General features: G+C 63.8%; 14 protein-coding genes. 6 read left to right on the top strand and 8 right to left on the bottom strand.

The window, feature by feature from the left end; genetic code table 11:
• Positions 1 to 211 (top strand): transposase (locus IVB12_RS26560; protein WP_247303497.1); only part of this gene is annotated, 211 nt, incomplete at its 5' end.
• A 257-nt stretch (positions 212 to 468) separates the two neighbouring features.
• Here the strand turns inward: IVB12_RS26560 and IVB12_RS26555 are convergent.
• From IVB12_RS26555 to IVB12_RS26535, 5 genes are all read right to left on the bottom strand, one after another.
• Entirely contained in the window at positions 469 to 2,034 is a 1,566-nt protein-coding gene (locus tag IVB12_RS26555; RefSeq protein ID WP_247303495.1) for an aldehyde dehydrogenase family protein, read from the bottom strand.
• Positions 2,035 to 2,063: 29 nt separating this feature from the next.
• The gene (locus IVB12_RS26550; RefSeq protein ID WP_247303493.1) at positions 2,064 to 3,209 is read right to left on the bottom strand and encodes an alpha-hydroxy acid oxidase; all 1,146 of its coding nucleotides are present in this window, start codon (positions 3,207 to 3,209) and stop codon (positions 2,064 to 2,066) included.
• A gap of 8 nt (positions 3,210 to 3,217) precedes the next feature.
• Positions 3,218 to 4,015 (bottom strand): IclR family transcriptional regulator, encoded by a 798-nt coding sequence (locus IVB12_RS26545; protein WP_247303491.1) that lies wholly within the window; start codon positions 4,013 to 4,015, stop codon positions 3,218 to 3,220.
• Between the two features lie 105 nt (positions 4,016 to 4,120).
• Complete coding sequence (gene dapA / locus IVB12_RS26540; protein ID WP_247303490.1) at positions 4,121 to 5,026, bottom strand: 4-hydroxy-tetrahydrodipicolinate synthase; 906 nt, start codon at positions 5,024 to 5,026, stop codon at positions 4,121 to 4,123.
• 35 nt (positions 5,027 to 5,061) lie between these two features.
• Positions 5,062 to 6,483, bottom strand: coding sequence for an ABC transporter permease subunit (locus IVB12_RS26535; RefSeq protein ID WP_247303499.1), 1,422 nt, complete (start codon positions 6,481 to 6,483; stop codon positions 5,062 to 5,064).
• A 34-nt stretch (positions 6,484 to 6,517) separates the two neighbouring features.
• Between IVB12_RS26535 and IVB12_RS26530 the strand changes: the two genes are divergently transcribed.
• Complete coding sequence (locus IVB12_RS26530; protein WP_247303488.1) at positions 6,518 to 7,819, top strand: hypothetical protein; 1,302 nt, start codon at positions 6,518 to 6,520, stop codon at positions 7,817 to 7,819.
• 48 nt (positions 7,820 to 7,867) lie between these two features.
• On the opposite strand, the gene IVB12_RS26525 is transcribed toward IVB12_RS26530, so the two are convergent.
• Complete coding sequence (locus IVB12_RS26525; RefSeq protein ID WP_247303486.1) at positions 7,868 to 8,650, bottom strand: enoyl-CoA hydratase/isomerase family protein; 783 nt, start codon at positions 8,648 to 8,650, stop codon at positions 7,868 to 7,870.
• Between the two features lie 136 nt (positions 8,651 to 8,786).
• Entirely contained in the window at positions 8,787 to 10,877 is a 2,091-nt protein-coding gene (locus IVB12_RS26520) for a molybdopterin oxidoreductase family protein (RefSeq protein ID WP_247303484.1), read from the bottom strand.
• 234 nt (positions 10,878 to 11,111) lie between these two features.
• On the opposite strand from IVB12_RS26520, the gene IVB12_RS26515 reads away from it, so the two are divergent.
• From IVB12_RS26515 to IVB12_RS26500, 4 genes are read left to right on the top strand one after another with little or no spacing between them, the layout of a single operon-like run.
• Positions 11,112 to 12,086 (top strand): tripartite tricarboxylate transporter substrate binding protein, encoded by a 975-nt coding sequence (locus IVB12_RS26515; RefSeq protein WP_247303482.1) that lies wholly within the window; start codon positions 11,112 to 11,114, stop codon positions 12,084 to 12,086.
• Between the two features lie 15 nt (positions 12,087 to 12,101).
• Entirely contained in the window at positions 12,102 to 12,572 is a 471-nt protein-coding gene (locus tag IVB12_RS26510; RefSeq protein WP_247303481.1) for a (2Fe-2S)-binding protein, read from the top strand.
• Positions 12,569 to 14,701 (top strand): molybdopterin cofactor-binding domain-containing protein, encoded by a 2,133-nt coding sequence (locus IVB12_RS26505; RefSeq protein ID WP_247303479.1) that lies wholly within the window; start codon positions 12,569 to 12,571, stop codon positions 14,699 to 14,701. The genes IVB12_RS26510 and IVB12_RS26505 overlap by 4 nt, the downstream gene beginning before the upstream one ends.
• Positions 14,698 to 15,396 carry a substrate-binding domain-containing protein gene (locus tag IVB12_RS26500; protein ID WP_247303478.1) on the top strand — a complete coding sequence of 233 codons (699 nt, stop codon included), beginning with the start codon at positions 14,698 to 14,700 and terminating at the stop codon, positions 15,394 to 15,396. The genes IVB12_RS26505 and IVB12_RS26500 overlap by 4 nt, the downstream gene beginning before the upstream one ends.
• A gap of 14 nt (positions 15,397 to 15,410) precedes the next feature.
• Here the strand turns inward: IVB12_RS26500 and IVB12_RS26495 are convergent, their stop codons facing one another.
• Positions 15,411 to 16,217 carry an SDR family oxidoreductase gene (locus IVB12_RS26495; RefSeq protein WP_247303476.1) on the bottom strand — a complete coding sequence of 269 codons (807 nt, stop codon included), beginning with the start codon at positions 16,215 to 16,217 and terminating at the stop codon, positions 15,411 to 15,413.
• Between the last annotated feature and the right edge of the window lie 8 nt (positions 16,218 to 16,225).

Raw genomic sequence — 16,225 nt, 5'->3', positions numbered from 1 at the left:
GCTCCTTTACCTTCCGCCTTACAGTCCCGACTTCAACCCGATCGAGAACGCCTTCGCAAAGCTCAAAGCAAATCTGCGAAAGGCCGCCGAACGCACTGTTGGCGGTCTCTGGGATGCCGTCGGGCGCATCATCGACACTTACACGCCCGCAAAATCCTCAAACTACTTCACTGCCGCGGGATACTTGCAACCTGATCGGCTAACGCTCTAGCAGGCGTTTCCAAATGTGGAAGCGTCTCTCCCTGCAAGGGATGGGTATTCGAACGGCACCGACCTGCTCACGTGAGAGGCCGTTAGCACATCGCTACGTCAGCCATTCTCATCCGGTGATCTGTTCGGGAAGCGGCGCGGACCACTGCTAAACACCTGTTTGCTATCGCTCTGCAGCATAACTCGCCAAGAGTGCTTCTTGGAAATCCCTCACGCCAAGATCTACCCATCGAGCAAAATTTCCCGGACCGAAGCTCGTCACATCACGTCGAACTCGACGCCTTGAGCCAGCGGGAGCGTGCGACCGTAATTGATGGTGTTGGTCGCGCGCCGCATATAGGCTTTCCAAGCATCGGATCCGGATTCACGCCCCCCGCCGGTCTCCTTCTCGCCGCCGAATGCGCCGCCGATCTCCGCGCCGGACGGGCCGACATTGACGTTTGCGATCCCGCAATCGGAGCCGCGCGCCGACAGGAACGTTTCAGCTTCGCGCAGGTCGTTGGTGAAGATCGACGACGACAGCCCCTGCGGGACGGCGTTGTGCAACGCGAGCACGGAATCGAAATCGCGATACTTCATCACGTAGAGGATCGGCGCGAAGGTCTCGTGCTCGACGTGCCCCGTCTGCGCTGCCATCTCAACCAAAGCAGGGCGGACATAGTGAGCGTCGGGCGCGCCCTCGACAACGACCCGTTCGCCTCCATAGACCTTTCCATCAGCTGCCCTTGCAGCTTCGAGTGCGCTCTGCATCGCGCGATAGGCCCCTGCATCGATCAAGGGCCCCACCAGCGTGCCGCTCTCCAGCGGCGAGCCAATCGTCACGGATGCATAGGCCTGCTTCAGACGCGGCACCAAGCTCTCATACACGCTCTCGTGCACAAACAGGCGGCGCAGCGTCGTGCAGCGCTGCCCGGCGGTCCCCATTGCGGCAAAGGCAACGCCTCGCAGCGTCAAATCGAGGTCGGCGGTCGGCGCGACGATCGCCGCGTTATTTCCGCCGAGCTCTAGCAGCGCGCGGGCGAACCGTTTGGCGAGCCGCGGACCGACCGCGCGACCCATTGCCGTCGAGCCGGTCGCCGACACCAGGGGGACCTTCGAATGGTCAACGAGCGCCTCCCCAATCTCGCGGCCGCCGAAGAGCACCGCTGCAATCCCCTGCGGCGCGCCGCCGCCGGCTTCGTTGAAGCGCTTGAGCGCGCGCTCGAACAGAGCGTGCGTTGCAAGCGCGGTTAGCGGCGTCTTCTCCGACGGCTTCCAGACCAGGCTGTTGCCGCACACCAAGGCCAGCGCAGCGTTCCAGGCCCAGACGGCGACGGGAAAGTTGAAAGCCGAGATGATGCCGGTGACGCCGAGCGGATGCCAGCTCTCCATCATGCGATGCTCGCCACGCTCGGTCGCGATCGTCAGGCCGTAGAGCTGGCGTGACAGCCCGATCGCGAAATCGCAGATGTCGATCATTTCCTGGACCTCGCCGAGGCCCTCGGAAGCGATCTTGCCGACCTCGATCGAGACCAGCCGGCCGAGAGCCTCCTTGTTGGCGCGCAGTTCCTCGCCGAACAGCCGCACCAGCTCTCCGCGCCTGGGGGGCGGCACGAGGCGCCACACCAGGAAAGCCGCGTGGGTCCTCTCGATCACGGAAGCGGCCTCGGCGGCGCCGATCTCGGTGACCCGCCCGATCATTCCGCCGGTGATCGGCGTGCGAACGACCAGCGTGCCTTCCGTATAGTCGGGACGGCGAACCCCGAGGCTTGTGAGGAGTCCGTCGACTTCGCCGGCAAGGCCGGCGCTGCTGAAGGACTTAGGCGATGCTGATCTGGTGGACATGGCGGTTTTCCAAGTACTGGCGTCTAAATTCAATTGTTCGTTTGCGCGCATGGACGCAAGTCCGGAGCGCGATCCGCTCCGAGAAAGGCCATCGCGGTATCCATCTCGCGCAAGATCATGCGCAGGGCGGCTTCGGCGCCCGTCTCTCCTCCCGCGGCAAGACCCCATAGCGGCAAGCGGCCGAGAAGAACTGCCTCTGCACCCAAGGCCAGATATTTCAGGACATCCGTGCCGCGGCGGACGCCACTGTCCGCCAGAATGGTTAGACGCCCCTTGACCGCTCCCGCAATCGCTGGAATGCAGTCCGCCGGCGCCGGCAGGCAATCGAGATTCCGTCCGCCATGGGCGGAGACCACGATCGCATCCGCGCCGATCTCGGCTGCCTGTTCGGCATCCTTAGCCGTGAGCACACCCTTGATGGTGAGCCTGCCTGGCCAGATCTCGCGCAGCCAGCGCATGTCGTCCCAGCTCAGCCGCGGCTCGAGCCGGACCGCCTCGCAGATATCGGCGCGGGTCACGGCGGTGCGAAATGTGTGCGGATAGTGAGCGTAGTTCGGTATACCCTCGGTGACGAGATAGCGCGCAAGGACCCCGAACAGCCACGTCGGATGCAGTGCCATGTCGATCATGCTGCGCAGCCGCGGAGTGAATGGGATACCGAAACCGCTGCGCTGATTATATTCCCGGTTCGGCGAGACCGGCGTGTCGACAGTCACGAGCAGGTTCTCGCAGCCACAGGCAGTCGCCCGTTCCAGAAGACGCTCGGTCAGCGCGCGATCGCGCCAGACATAGAGCTGGAACCAGAGCAGCGCGTCCGGCGCGCCGCGCCGGATCGTCTCCACCGTGGTTACCGACTGCGTCGAGATACAGACGGGAATCCCTACCCGCGAGGCTGCGCGTGCGAGTTTGGTCTCGCCATCATGGGCGACGAGACCGGCAAGCGCCGTTGGCGCCACCGCGAGGGGCGCTGCCAGCTTTCGACCGAATAGCATCGTCTCGAAATCGCGCCTGTCATGCCCTGTCAGCACTGCGGGCATCAAGGTGATAGCGTCGAGCGAGCTGCGCAGGCGCCGCAGCGCCGTCTCGTCCTCCGTGCCCCGATCGATATATTCGAACAGCCCGCGCGGAAGGACTTGCCGAGCGCGTTGACGATAATCGCTTGCATTGAGGAGCATCGGCATCTTCAAGCCGCGTGGCGTTTGAACTTGGATTTCGAGATCGAAGTCGCGGCGACGTGAACGTGCTGCACCAGCTCGGCCTCGACACGCTCGGTGGTCCAACGCGTCGTAGGGACGGAAATGTTGACCGCGGCAACTGCTCGTCCGTGCTCGTCGATGACCGGCGCCGCGACGGAAATATCCCCCATGACGCTCTGGTTGATCTGGATCGAATAGCCGCGGGCGGCCGCGAGGTGCACCTGCTCGCGCAGCTTGTCGGGATCGGTGATCGTGTACGGCGTGAGCGGCTCGAGCCGTGTCCGCTTCAGCAGGTCCTGCCGCTCATTCTCTGGCAAGGCTGCCAGGATGGCGATACCGGACGCCGTGAAGTAGGCCGGCAGCCGGCTGCCGATCACGAAGTCGATATGAATGAGATGCCGGCCGGGAAAGCGAGCGACGAACACCACCTCATGGCCATCGAGCTCATGCAGGTTGCAGGTCTCGCCGAGATTTCGACTCATATCCAGAAGATACGGCGAGGCCTTGTCGATGAGCTCGTTGGCCTTGAGATAGCTGTGCGAGAACTGCAGCACCTTCGCGGTCAGACCGTAGTTGCGTGTACCTTCGATCCGCCTGAGGTAGCCGAGCGATTCCAGCGTATAGACCAGGCGTTGGGTGGCACTGCGATCGAGATTAGCCGCGCGGGCGATATCGGCAAGCGTCATGAAGCGGCGCGGCCCATCGAAGGCGTGCAGGACCTGGAATGCCTTTTCGGTCGAGCCAACGAACAGGGACGAGCGTGCCGGCGTCGTGCTCTTGGCCACCCTTTTTTCAGAGCCCGTCCCCGCACGAGCTTTCGGCGGGCTTTTGGCTTTGCCGGTTTTCCGTGGACCACCCTGGCCACTACGCGCCATGTTGCCGTGCCTCCATCATCCAACGTTCTCGGAAACCGCCAACTGCTTGCCGAACTCGGCGCGCAGGGCGGACACCAGCGCCGGCGCCGGTTGCAGCAGTGGTGCCAGCATGCGTGGCGCGTCGATGCCGATCATGTCCATGACCGCCTTCATCGGCCCCGGATTGGTCTCCGCGAACGCCATGTTCATGAGCGGGATCAACCGGCGATGCAGGCTCAGTGCCTCCGCCGTGCGGCCCGCAATCGCCGTCTCATAGATCTGGCGCCAGGCGCGCGGCAGAAGGCACGCCGTGACGATAATGCCGCCCTTCGCGCCGGCTGCGAGGTGCAGCGGAAACAGGCTGTCTTCGCCGCTCAGCACCGCAAAGCTATCGTCAACGTCAGCAACCACCTGGAGGAAGTGATACATGTCGAGATTGCAGGCCTTCATACCAATGATGTTGGGATGCCTTGAGAGCTCATGGAGGACCTTGGGCTCGATCGCGATCCGGGTTCGGTAGGGGATCTCGTAGATCAGGATGGGCACCGGCGAGGCATCGGCATAGCGTAGAAAATAGTCGCGGATGCCGGCCTGAGTCGGATTGGTGTAGTATGGGGTCAGGACGAGCAAACCGTCCACGCCCTCAGTGGCGAATTCACGCCCCGCCTGCAGGGCATCGTGAAAGCCGGTGTCGAGCACGCCCGCGATCACCGGCCCCCTGCCCGCCATCGCTTTTACCGATAGCCCCGCCATCTTGATGCGCTCGGCACGCGCCAGCGCGCCATATTCGCCAGTGCCGCCCAGCGGCACGACGCCGTCGATACCTTGCTTGATCAGCCAGGCGAACAACGCCGAGACCGCGGCGGCATCGATGGTGTCGTCGGCCTTCACCGGGGTCGGAATCGCGGGGAACAGGCCGCGGAGACGAGATGCAGTGAGCATGGAAGAGAAACCTCAGTTTTGATGGCGTTGAAGGCCTAGCTCGCTGCGGCGCGCCGGCGCAGGCGCTCCGCGAAGAAGATCAAGAGCCCCATGAAGACGAACAGGCAGGTGGAGACGGCAGCGATCACGGGCGAGACCTGAAGCGTCACCTCGTCCCAGAACTGCTTGGGCAGCGTGGCGTTGAGGCCGCCGGTCGCAAACAGCGCAATCGTCAGCTCGTCGAACGAGGTGGCAAAGGCAAACAGGAACGACGACATCATGCCGGCGCCGAGGATCGGAAACGTAACGTATCGTAGCGTCGCGACCGGCCGCGCGCCGAGGCTCTGCGCCGCAAGGTCAAGCCGCGTGTCGTAATTGCGCAGCACCGCCATCATGGTTATCACCACATAGGGCACCGCGACGACCGTATGCCCGAGGATCAGACCGAGGGCGCTGCCAACCAGACCGATGCTCGCGAACAGGTAGAACAGTTCGACCGCGATGATCATGCGCGGCACGACGATCGGCGACAGGATGAAGGCGAGCCAGGCAGCCTTGGCGGGGATCTCGCTCCGCACCAGCAGGAAGGCTGCGGGCGTGCCGATCAGCATCGCAAGCAGCCCCGTGCCAACGCCGACCATAAGCGAACGCAGCAGCGCTTGCGCCCAGACCGGCGAGGTCAGCACGGTCTCATACCAATGCAACGTGAAGCCTTGCGGCGGCCAGTTGAGACCACCACTACCGAAGGACAGCGGGATCATCAGGAGCGTCGGTAGGCTGATGACCAGGAGCATGAGCCAGACGAAGACCTGCAAGCCGAGACCCGGCTGGTCAGGATTGGGCTTGCGTCGCTGCGAGGAGAGCAGGTGAATGATGCCGTCGAAGAGCGACCCTAGCATAGTCAACAGCGCATCGGCGGCCTTCTGGATCGGACCGCTCAGGCGCGACGGCTTGGCCTTCCTTGCGGTGGCGGCTCCCGTCATCGTCGACAGGCCGAGCAGCCGGTCATAGGCGGCAAAGACGATCAGCACGACGAGCAGGAGCAGCACCGAGATCGCTCCGGCAAAGCCCCAGTTCATAGTCTGCTGGATCTGGTCGATGATGAGCTGCGTGATCATGGTCTCGCGGCGACCGCCGAGCAGCGCCGGCACGATGAAGAAGCCGATGGCGGTGACGAACACCATGATGCCCGCGGCCGCGACGCCGGGCAGCGACAGCGGGAAATAGATCTTCCAGAACGCCATGCCGGGCCTTGCCCCGAGCGTTGCCGCCGCACGCGGCAAGTTGCGGTCGATGTTATCCATCACCGACAACATCGTCAGTACGGCGAGCGGCAGCAGTGCATTCACCATCCCGACCAGGACGCTGCCGAAATTGTAGAGCAGGCCGGCCGGCGTCGAGATCATGCCGAGCGAGGCGAGAAGCTTGTTGATGACGCCGTTGCGCCCGAGCAGCACCACCCAGGCGAAGGCACGCACCAAGAAGAGACGCCAAGGAGCCGGAGGATCTCTTATGTCTGGTATGATGTCACTTGATGCGGCACCGAAGCTTCCTCGATATTGTCAACGAAAACTGTTGGCGAACAATACGGTGGCTTACTATTTCGCGCCGCCAACCTGGGCTCGTCGGCAGGGCTGCCATTTGAGGCCTGAAGCTTTAGGGAGCGATTATGCGGGTGCCGTCGAGCGGGTTGAAAAAGTCCTCTTGCCGGCATTCGAGAGTTGGCGCTCACGGGGTCTAAGTGACATGATGCCGGCCTCTCCCGAGCCCGGCACGTTCGATTGGCTGGTCGGCATCTACCAAGCTCACCAGAAGTGGGGCGAAATCGAAAGCACCACTCAGCGGCAGTACAAAAAGAGTCTCGCGCTCTTTGCCAATCACGAGCTGAAAGATGGAAGTCGCGTTGGGTCGAAGCAATTGTCCGATTTCACCAAGGCGTTCGTCGACGCAGTTTATGGAAAGCTGCTAGTCGTAACAAAAGTAGGCAAGAATGGAGAGGTCGTCGTCCGCGAGCGTCGTCGCTACGCAAATGTGGCCATGGCGAGCTGCCGGCGGGCCTGGTTCGTCGGGCAGCGCGCTCAAGAAAAAATGGTACCAGCGAGCAATCCATTTTCACGCATGGGATTAAGATCACGTGCGCCCGGCCAGCCGATACGGCCCACACCAACCGCAACTTGGGATGAACTCGTCGCGTTCAGGGCTGCCGCGAAAAGGCTCGACTATCGCTCCATCGCAACTGCTGCTTTGTTGTCATGGGAGTGGCTGCAGCGGGAGCAGCACGTGTTTGGCTCCTTCGACATGTCGCACTACCGTCCTAGCGAACGGCCAAACAGCGTCAGGATCGTGCACTCAAAGAATGGAGAGGAAGCCTGGTGGCCACTGTTAGACGAAACGGGCGCCCCTCTCTTTCCTGAACTTATGGACGAGCTCGATGAGATGAAAAAGACCTCGCTCCCGGGGTTGGTATTCCGGCGTGACCATGCCCATCGTCGGTCGGTAACCCCGCTTCCATGGATTACGCCACGCAAGGACCTGCGCTATCTGCGCAGCGTGGTGAAAAAGATCATCGCAGCGGCCGACCTTCGCCAGGAACTTTCCTTTACTTCCTTCCGGCACGGAGGCTTCACCGAAGGTGCCGATAGCGATCTCACGGACGCAGAGTTGCGTGCCGCAGGCCGTCATAGATCAAGCCGCCAACTGCCAACCTACGCCAAGCGCACCGGCAAACAGTTGATCACAGCCACAAAGAAGCGTCGCGAGCAGCGCAGAAGAGCGCTCCTTGTTCGACTAAACGCCGATCACTCCTCGGAATAAAGCTGCTTTGAAGGACCACAGCATCCAACCGTGCCCTGACATGATCGCCTATTTTCCGGTCCAAGATGGCAATCGCTTCTCGCTGAACGCCTTCAATCCCTCCTTGGCGTCCTCGGTCATCGCGAGCAGCGCGATCTGGCTTTCGGTGTAGGCGATGCTCTCGTCGAAAGACATCGATGCGATGGCGCGCATGGCGTATTTGCCGCGGCGGATCGCGGTCGGCGATTTGTCGACGATGCGGCCGATCAGCCAGTCGACCTTGGCGTCGAGTTCGGCCGCAGGCACGACGTAATTGAGGAGGCCCGCGGCCTGCGCCGCCTTGACATCGAACGGCTCACCCGTGAGCGCCCATTCGTTGACAAGCCGCGGCGGCGCGATCCTTTGCAGCAGGCTCAGGACCTGCATCGGGAACACGCCGACCTTCACCTCCGGCAGGCCGAAGATGACGTGATCGGCTGCAACCGCCATGTCGGTCATGCACAATAGGCCCATGCCGCCGGCCATGCAGACGCCGCCAACCCGCGCAATCGCAGGCTTGGTGGCGTTCTGTGACAAACGTAGCAGATCCGCATAGTCGACATTTGGTTTGGAATGATCCATCGCGAAAGCCGCGCCGGAATTCTGCAGGTCGGCGCCCGCGCAGAACGCCTTGTCGCCCGCGCCCGTCAGCACAATGACGCGGACGTCCTTGTCGTCATGCGCGTCGCGATAGCCTTTGCTGATGCCGGCGATGACATCGCCGTTCAGCGCGTTGCGCTTCTCCGGCCGGTTGATGGTGATCCAGAGCGCCTGCCCGCGCTTCTCGGTAATGACGGCTGTGGTGTCGCTCATGGCACGCTCGCTTCCTTGGCCCGGTTTTGCTGTCATTTGCGGCAGCTCGGGCGCGAGGTGCAAGCGCAATCTGCGGCGAGGCGGAGCTTTAGCGCCTCGACACAAATTTAGAGGGCAATCGAAGCGACAGTGTGCTTCAGCCCGCGGCCGCCTTCCTGATCCAGACCTTGTTGTCGTGGAATGCCGCCCCGCCAATCGGCGCGATGGTGTCCGCGCCCGTCAGCATGTTGATGCCGCGGCCTCCGATATGGCCCTTGTTCGGGTGAACGGATTCGGCGATCAGAACGCCGCGCCGCACGCCCTCGAACAGCGTTGCGACCAGCGTGCTCTCACCACGGCCGTTGCCGAGCGTCACCGCATCGCCGCCCGCGATGTCGAGCGCGGCCGCATCCAGCGGATGGATCATCACGCTCGCCCTGCCCTCGCGCGCCTGCGAGGACGGCGTCTCGTTGAAAGTCGTGTTGAGGAAGCTGCGCGACGGGCTGGTGGCGAGGCGGAATGGATGGGCCTGATCCGTGTGCTCGATCACCGCCCAATGATCCGGCAGCGACGGCATCTTGTCGAAATCGCCCATCGTCTGACCGAAAGGCGGATGCGCCCAGTCGGCCCTGAAATGGAACTTTCCGTCGGCATGGGCGAAGCCGTCGAGATAATGCGAGGTGCGGAAATCGGGTTGCAGGTCGCGCCAGATATCAGCTTCGAGGCCGGCGATGTCGCCGTGATTGCTGAGCTTGAGCGTCGCGTCGATCAGTTCGCGGGGCGTCATGTCGAAACCCGGATGCTTCGCACCAAGCCGCGGCGCCAGCCCCTGCAACACCTCGTGATTGGAGCGGCATTCGCCGGGCGGGTCGATCAGCTTGGGCCCGACCGAAATGTGCTGATGGCCACCGCCGTAATAGAGATCGTCATGCTCCATGAACATGGTCGCCGGCAGCACGATGTCGGCCATCTCGGCGGTCTCGGTCATAAACTGCTCGTGCACCGCGACGAAAAGATCCTCGCGCGCAAAGCCCTGCCGTACCAGCGCCTGCTCCGGCGCCACCGTCATCGGGTTGGTGTTCTGGATCAGCATCGCCTTGACCGGGCCCCTGCCCTGCAGGGCTTCGGCATCGCCGGTGAGGATGCGGCCGATCTGCGACTGGTCGAGCGCGCGCGTGGTCTTGTCGATCGCATCGTGGCCTTCGATGATGGATTCGTTGAAATGCCAGAGCGCGTAATTGTTGAAGAAGGCGCCGCCGCCTTCATATTGCCAGGCGCCGGTCACGGCGGGAATGCACAGCGCCGCATGCATCTGCGTCGCGCCGTTGCGCGAGCGGGTGAAGCCGTAACCGAGACGCAGGAAGGTCCGCTTGGTCTCGCCGACCGCCTTGGCAAAGGCCTCGATCTCGGCCACCGGCACGCCTGAGATGGCCGAGGCCCATTCGGGTGTGCGCGTCTTCAGATGCGCCTCGAGCTCATCAGGGCAATCGGTGTATTTGTCCATGTAGGCGCGGTCGGCATAGCCGTCGCGGAACAGGACATGCATCACGCCGCAGGCAAACGCGCCGTCGGTGCCGGGTCGCAGGAGAATCTTGATGTCGGCCTGCTTCATGGTCTCGTTGTCGTAGATGTCGACCGCAGCGATTCTGGCGCCGCGCTCCTTGCGCGCGCGCGAGGCGTGCGTCATCACGTTGACCTGGGTGTTGACGGGATTTGTGCCCCAGATCACGACGAGGTCGGACAGCGCCATCTCGCGCGGGTCGACGCCGGCGATCTTGCCGGTGCCGATCGCGAACCCGATGCGCGCAACATTGGCGCAGATGGTCTGATAGAAGCGCGAATATTTTTTCACATGCGTGAGGCGATTGAGACTGTCGCGCATCACGAGGCCCATGGTGCCGGCGTAGTAATAGGGCCAGACCGATTCCGCGCCGAATTCGCGCTCGGCTTGATTGAAGCGATCGGCAATCTCATCCAGCGCCTCGTCCCAGGAGATCCGTGCGAATTGCCCAGAACCCTTCGGCCCAATGCGGCGCATCGGAAACGTCACCCGCTCGGGGTGATGGATGCGCTCGGCGTAGCGGGCGACCTTGGCGCAGACGACGCCGGCCGTATAGGTCTGCTGCTTCGAACCGCGGACCCGGCCGATGCTGCGGCCCTCGACCACCTCGACATCGAGGGCACAGGCCGAGGGACAATCATGCGGGCAGGTCGAATGGCGGATTTCGATCTTGGCGTGCTGGTTCATGTCCCAGTTCGTAACACCAAAATACCCGTCAGCCGAGGGCATTTATCCGGCAATTCCCATGCGATTTGCTCAGATCACGTGCGCTTCCGGTTCCTGCCGCGACTGCGAAGAGCGGCGCGGCCACAACGAGACGGTCGCGACATTCCCGGCACGATCGGCTTTGTGAGCCGTCGACAGTCCACATCCCCTGCCGCTACAGTGCCGGCCAACAAGAACGACATCAGGGAGGTGGGCATGAAAGCCCGAAGATTCATGCAGGCTCTGGCGGCCGGCGTGCTTGCCGCGTTCTCCGCGGCCTCCTCCTTGGCACAGGATTATCCGACCCGCTCGGTCCGCATCATCGTGCCCTTTGGCGCCGGCGGGCCTGCGGACGTCGCGGCCCGGCTGATCGGCAACGTGCTCCAGGAAAGCCTTGGCCAACCCTTCGTGATCGAGAACCGCACCGGCGCGGGCGGCGTCATCGGCACGGTCGAAGCGGCAAAGGCGGCCGCCGACGGCTACACGCTGTTGATGATGTCCAATACCCAGACCGCGAACGAATCCCTGCTGACGGCGGACAAGCGCAAATACGAGCTGATGCGCGATCTCGCGCCGATCGCGCCGGTGAACTCTTCCGATCTCGTCATCGTGGTGAATCCGCAAGTCGCAGCAAAGACGTTGCAGGAATTCATCGCGCTCGCTAGGGCGCAGCCAGGCAAACTGAACTACGCCTCCTCCGGCCAGGGCACGCCCTATCACATGGCCGGCGAGCTGTTCAAAGTCATGGCCGGCGTCGATATCGTCCATGTGCCTTATCGCAACAGTGGCGAGGCGCGCAGCGGCGTGATCGGCGGACAGGTGCAGATGATGATCGACGCCGTGCCGGCAATGGCGCCGAACATCGGTGAGAACCAGGTCCGCGCGCTCGCCACCACCGGCAAGCAGCGCTCGGCCGTGCTGCCGAACGTGCCGACCGCGATCGAGGCCGGGGTGCCTGGCTACGAGGCGACGATCTGGCTCGGCCTGATGGCGCCGGCGGGGACGCCGAAGCCTGTCATCGACAAGCTCAACGCGGCCGTCAACGCAATGGTAAAGCGGCCCGACATCATCAGGCTCTGGACAGAACAAGGTGCCGTGCCCATGTCGATGACGCCGGAACAGTTCGAAAAATTCCTGCGCGGCGACATCGAGAAATGGGCCGACGTGGTCAAGAAGTTCGACAAGTCGTGAGGCCTTAGCGCGAGAATGCCTGCCATTCAATTCCAGCTCAACGGCGCAGCGATGGCCGTGGATGTCGATCCTGATCAGATCCTGCTCGACGTGCTGCGCAGCCGGCTCGCTGTCACCGGTGCGCATTTCGGCTGCGGCGCCGGTGAGTGCGGCGCCTGTTACGTCATGATCGACGGCCGCGCCATGGCTTCATGCGACATGCCGATGTGGTCGGTCGCCGGCAAGGACGTCATCACCGTGGAGGGCCTCGGCACGGTCGAGCAACCGCACGCGCTGCAACGTGCCTTCGTCTGCGAACAGGCGATGCAATGCGGCTATTGCGTATCGGGGATTCTGATCAGCGCTGCGGCGCTGCTGAAGCGCAATCCGTCACCGACGGAGGCCGAGGTTAGAGCCGCGCTGGACTGCAATCTCTGTCGCTGCGGATCGCACAACCGCATGGTCCGCGCCGTGCTGCGGGCGGCATCGGAGATGGCGACGTCATGAATGTGTCGTCCCCTGCCCCGAAGCTGTCGGCCAGCCTCGCGGCCAATCCAAGACTATCGTCCTGGGTGCGGTTCACCGCCGACGGCCGGGTAGCGATCTCGCCCGGCAAAGTGGAAATCGGCCAGGGCATCGTGACGGCGCTGGCGCAAATTGCGGCGGACGAGCTCGATCTCGATATCATCAGGATCGAGATGATCCGCGCCTCGACGGCAATGAGCCCGAACGAAGGCGTCACCTCGGGCAGCCTGTCGATCCAGCAATCCGGCCGCGCACTGCGCCACGCCTGCGCCGAGGTGCGCCAGCGCTTCCTCACTGCTGCATCGGAGCGCTTCGGCGTCGATGCGGCGCTGCTCCGTATCGATGACGGCACGATCTCGGGACCGGGCAATGTCAGCACCAGCTATTGGGAGCTGGCTGGCGAGGTCTCGCTGGACCACGACGTCACCGCGGGCGCGACAGCGAAAAGCGCCACCGAGCGTCTCGTCGCCGGACATTCCGTGCAGCGCGTCGACATTCCCGACAAGGTGTTCGCGCGGCCGCGCTTCATCCACGACTGGGCACTGCCGGGCCTGCTGCACGGACGCGTGCTGCGGCCGGAGGTTTCAGGGGCCAGATTGACTGCGCTCAATGAGGAGGCTGCGCGCGCTGTCCCCGCTCTCGTCACGATCGTTCGCGACGGCGGCTTTGCCGGCGTGGTTGCTGACAGCGAGGCAGCGGCGGAAGCCGCTCTGAAAGCCTTACGCAAGGGCGCGACTTGGTCGGCCGGCGATGCGCTGCCCGATGAAGATGATTTGACGGGCTTCCTAAGAAGCCAGCCGGTCGAGACCACCATCATCGAGATCAGGACCGGAGCGGCGACGACCAAGCCAGCCCAAACCCTGCGCCGCCAATACACCCGCCCCTACATCGCACACGGCTCGATCGCGCCGTCCTGCGCCATGGCGCAATGGGATGGCGATCGCGTCCATGTCTGGACCCACAGCCAGGGCGTCTATCTGCTGCGCGCCGATCTCGCGATCGTGCTGAGGCTGCCGGCCGAGAACATCGTCGTCGAGCACATGGAGGGCGCCGGCTGCTACGGACACAACGCGGCCGACGACGTCGCGCTCGACGCCGTGCTGCTGGCAAAGGCTGCCGGCGGCCATCCGGTGCGGGTGCAATGGTCGCGCCATGACGAGATGTCCCATGCGCCGTTCGGTGCGGCCATGGCTATCGAGATCGAGGCCGATGTCGACGCCGAAAACGAGATCGTCGGCTGGCGTCATACCATCTGGAGCAACGGTCACGCGGCGCGGCCGGGGCGCGCGGCGCAGCCGGCGCTGCTTGCCGCGACTGAGATCGCAAACCCCTACGCGCGCATGATCTCGTCCAACCCGCCGGCCGCCAATGGCGGCGGCGCTGATCGCAACTCCGTTCCACTCTATGACCTCCCGGCCTGGACGATCACGAGCCACCGATTGCTGACGATGCCGGTACGCACCTCGGCGCTGCGGACCCTCGGCGCACAAGGCAATGTGTTCGCCATCGAATCCCTGCTCGACGAGATCGCCGCCCTGCGCGGCGAGGACCCGATCGCATTCCGTTTGCGCCATCTGCGCGACGAGCGCGCCAAGGACGTCATCCGCGCCGCTGCGCAACGCGCGGCGTGGAAACCGCAGAAGCGAACCGGCATCGGTCACGGCGTCGGCTTTGCGCGCTATAAGAACATGGGAGCCTACTGCGCCGCGATTGCCGAAATCGAAGGCACCGACGACATCCGCGTGAAGCGGCTGACGCTTGCCGTCGACGTTGGCGAAGCCATCAATCCGGACGGCGTCATCAACCAGATCGAGGGCGGCGCGATCCAGGCAACGAGCTGGGTGCTAAAGGAGCGTGTCCGCTTCGACCGGGTGCGAATCACATCGACGTCCTGGACCGACTACCCGATCCTGAGATTCAGCGAAGTGCCGGCAGTGGATGTCGAACTCCTCCAGCGGCCGGAGATCGAGCCGGTCGGCGCCGGTGAAGCCGCGCACGGCCCGGTGACGGCAGCGATCGCCAATGCGGTCTACGACTGCCTCGGCGTGCGCGTGCGCGACCTGCCAATCACGCGCGACAGGATCATTGCAGCTGCGGAGCTTGCATCGTGACGACAGTGAACATTTTGAGCGGCGGCGCAGCGCAAGGGCTGGTGCGCGGCCTCACCGAGGCCTTCAAGGCGCAGACCGGCTTCGGCATCGATGGCGAATTTGGCGCGGTCGGTATCATGGCCGACAAGTTGCGCGCGGGAGAACCTGCGGACCTCGTGATCCTGACGCAAGCCCTTCTTGCAAAGCTCACCGGGGAAAAGCTTGTCACGGCCTCCTCGCTCGCTGATATCGGCCAAGTCGAGACTGCACTGGCGGTCCGCAACCGAGATCCCGGGGTGACGGTGAGGACCGAATCCGATCTGCGTGAGGTCTTACGCAGCGCCGATGCGATCTACGTCCCCGATACCAAGGCTTCGACGGCGGGACAGCATGTCGCCAAGGTGCTGGATCAGCTCGGCATTGCCTATGAGGTCGCGTCACGCCTCATGATCTTTGCGAACGGCGCGAGTGCGATGCGGGAGCTCGCGGCGTCCACCGCGCAAAGGCCGATCGGCTGCACGCAGGCGACCGAGATCATCGCAACCGACGGCATCGCGCTATCGGGATCGCTGCCGCCGGGCTGCGAGCTCGTGACGATGTATACGGCCGGCGCGACAGCGCGGGCCGCGTATCCAAAGGAGGCGGCCGCGCTGATCGCCCTGCTGACTAGCGAAGAGCAGAAGGAGCTGCGCCGGCGCGTGGGCTTTACCGGCTAGATGCAGATGGCCGCCTATTTGTGCAGCTGGGTAAGGCCGGTCGGTGGGCCGTCCACGGCCGTCCAGCCGCCGTCGATGAACATCGTGCTGCCGCTGACATAACTCGCGGCGTCCGAGGCGAGATAGGCCACCGCGGTGGCGACCTCGTCGGCGCTGCTCCAGCGGTTGAACACGGTGTGGCCGGCGTAGAGATTGTAGATGTCGGGCCGCTGCTTGAACGGGCCGGTCAACGCGGTCTCGGCGATGCTCGGCGCGATCGCATTGACGCGCACGCCGGCATGCCCGACCTCGGAGGCAAAGCCCTTCACCAGAAGGCCGATCGCCGCTTTGGTCGAGCCATAGACGCCCAGGCCCGGCTCGATCGTGACTGCGCGCACCGAGGAGCAGGCGATGATGCTGCCGCCCTTCTGCTCGACCATGATGCGGCCAAAGGCCTGGAAGAACCAGACCGTGCCTTTGACGTTGAGGTTCAGGACGCGATCGAGATCCTCCTCGGAATAGTCAAGGATGGTCTTGCGGATATTGAGCCCGGGCGTCGTGACGGCGATGTCGAGCCGCGGAAACTTCTGCATCACGGTTTTGGCCAGCGCCTTGACGTCCGCGGCGCTTGCGGCGTCGCAGCTAGCTGCTTCCGCCCAGCCGCCCTTGTCGCGAATGCCGGCGGCGGTCGCTTCCGCCGCATCAAACGCGCGATCGGCGCAAACGACGCGGGCACCGAGCCCGGCCAGCGCCTCGGCCGACGACTTGCCGATGCCGGATGCGGCGCCGAGAACGACTGCGGTCTTGCCGGTGAGATCGAAAAGCTTGCGATAGTCCGTCACTGATAGCT

Source organism: Bradyrhizobium sp. 179 (assembly GCF_023073535.1).
Lineage (GTDB): Bacteria > Pseudomonadota > Alphaproteobacteria > Rhizobiales > Xanthobacteraceae > Bradyrhizobium.
Note: the sequence above shows the minus strand (reverse complement) of the source record. Positions and strands in the feature narration are given on the sequence as shown.

Excerpts from the sequence above, each read along its gene's own strand:
- IVB12_RS26555 (WP_247303495.1), bottom strand. The coding sequence starts at position 2,034 with ATGTCCACCAGATCAGCATCGCCTAAGTCCTTCAGCAGCGCCGGCCTT.
- IVB12_RS26550 (WP_247303493.1), bottom strand. The coding sequence starts at position 3,209 with ATGCTCCTCAATGCAAGCGATTATCGTCAACGCGCTCGGCAAGTCCTT.
- dapA (WP_247303490.1), bottom strand. The coding sequence starts at position 5,026 with ATGCTCACTGCATCTCGTCTCCGCGGCCTGTTCCCCGCGATTCCGACC.
- IVB12_RS26530 (WP_247303488.1), top strand. The coding sequence starts at position 6,518 with ATGTCTGGTATGATGTCACTTGATGCGGCACCGAAGCTTCCTCGATAT.
- IVB12_RS26525 (WP_247303486.1), bottom strand. The coding sequence starts at position 8,650 with ATGAGCGACACCACAGCCGTCATTACCGAGAAGCGCGGGCAGGCGCTC.
- IVB12_RS26520 (WP_247303484.1), bottom strand. The coding sequence starts at position 10,877 with ATGAACCAGCACGCCAAGATCGAAATCCGCCATTCGACCTGCCCGCAT.
- IVB12_RS26515 (WP_247303482.1), top strand. The coding sequence starts at position 11,112 with ATGAAAGCCCGAAGATTCATGCAGGCTCTGGCGGCCGGCGTGCTTGCC.
- IVB12_RS26510 (WP_247303481.1), top strand. The coding sequence starts at position 12,102 with ATGCCTGCCATTCAATTCCAGCTCAACGGCGCAGCGATGGCCGTGGAT.
- IVB12_RS26505 (WP_247303479.1), top strand. The coding sequence starts at position 12,569 with ATGAATGTGTCGTCCCCTGCCCCGAAGCTGTCGGCCAGCCTCGCGGCC.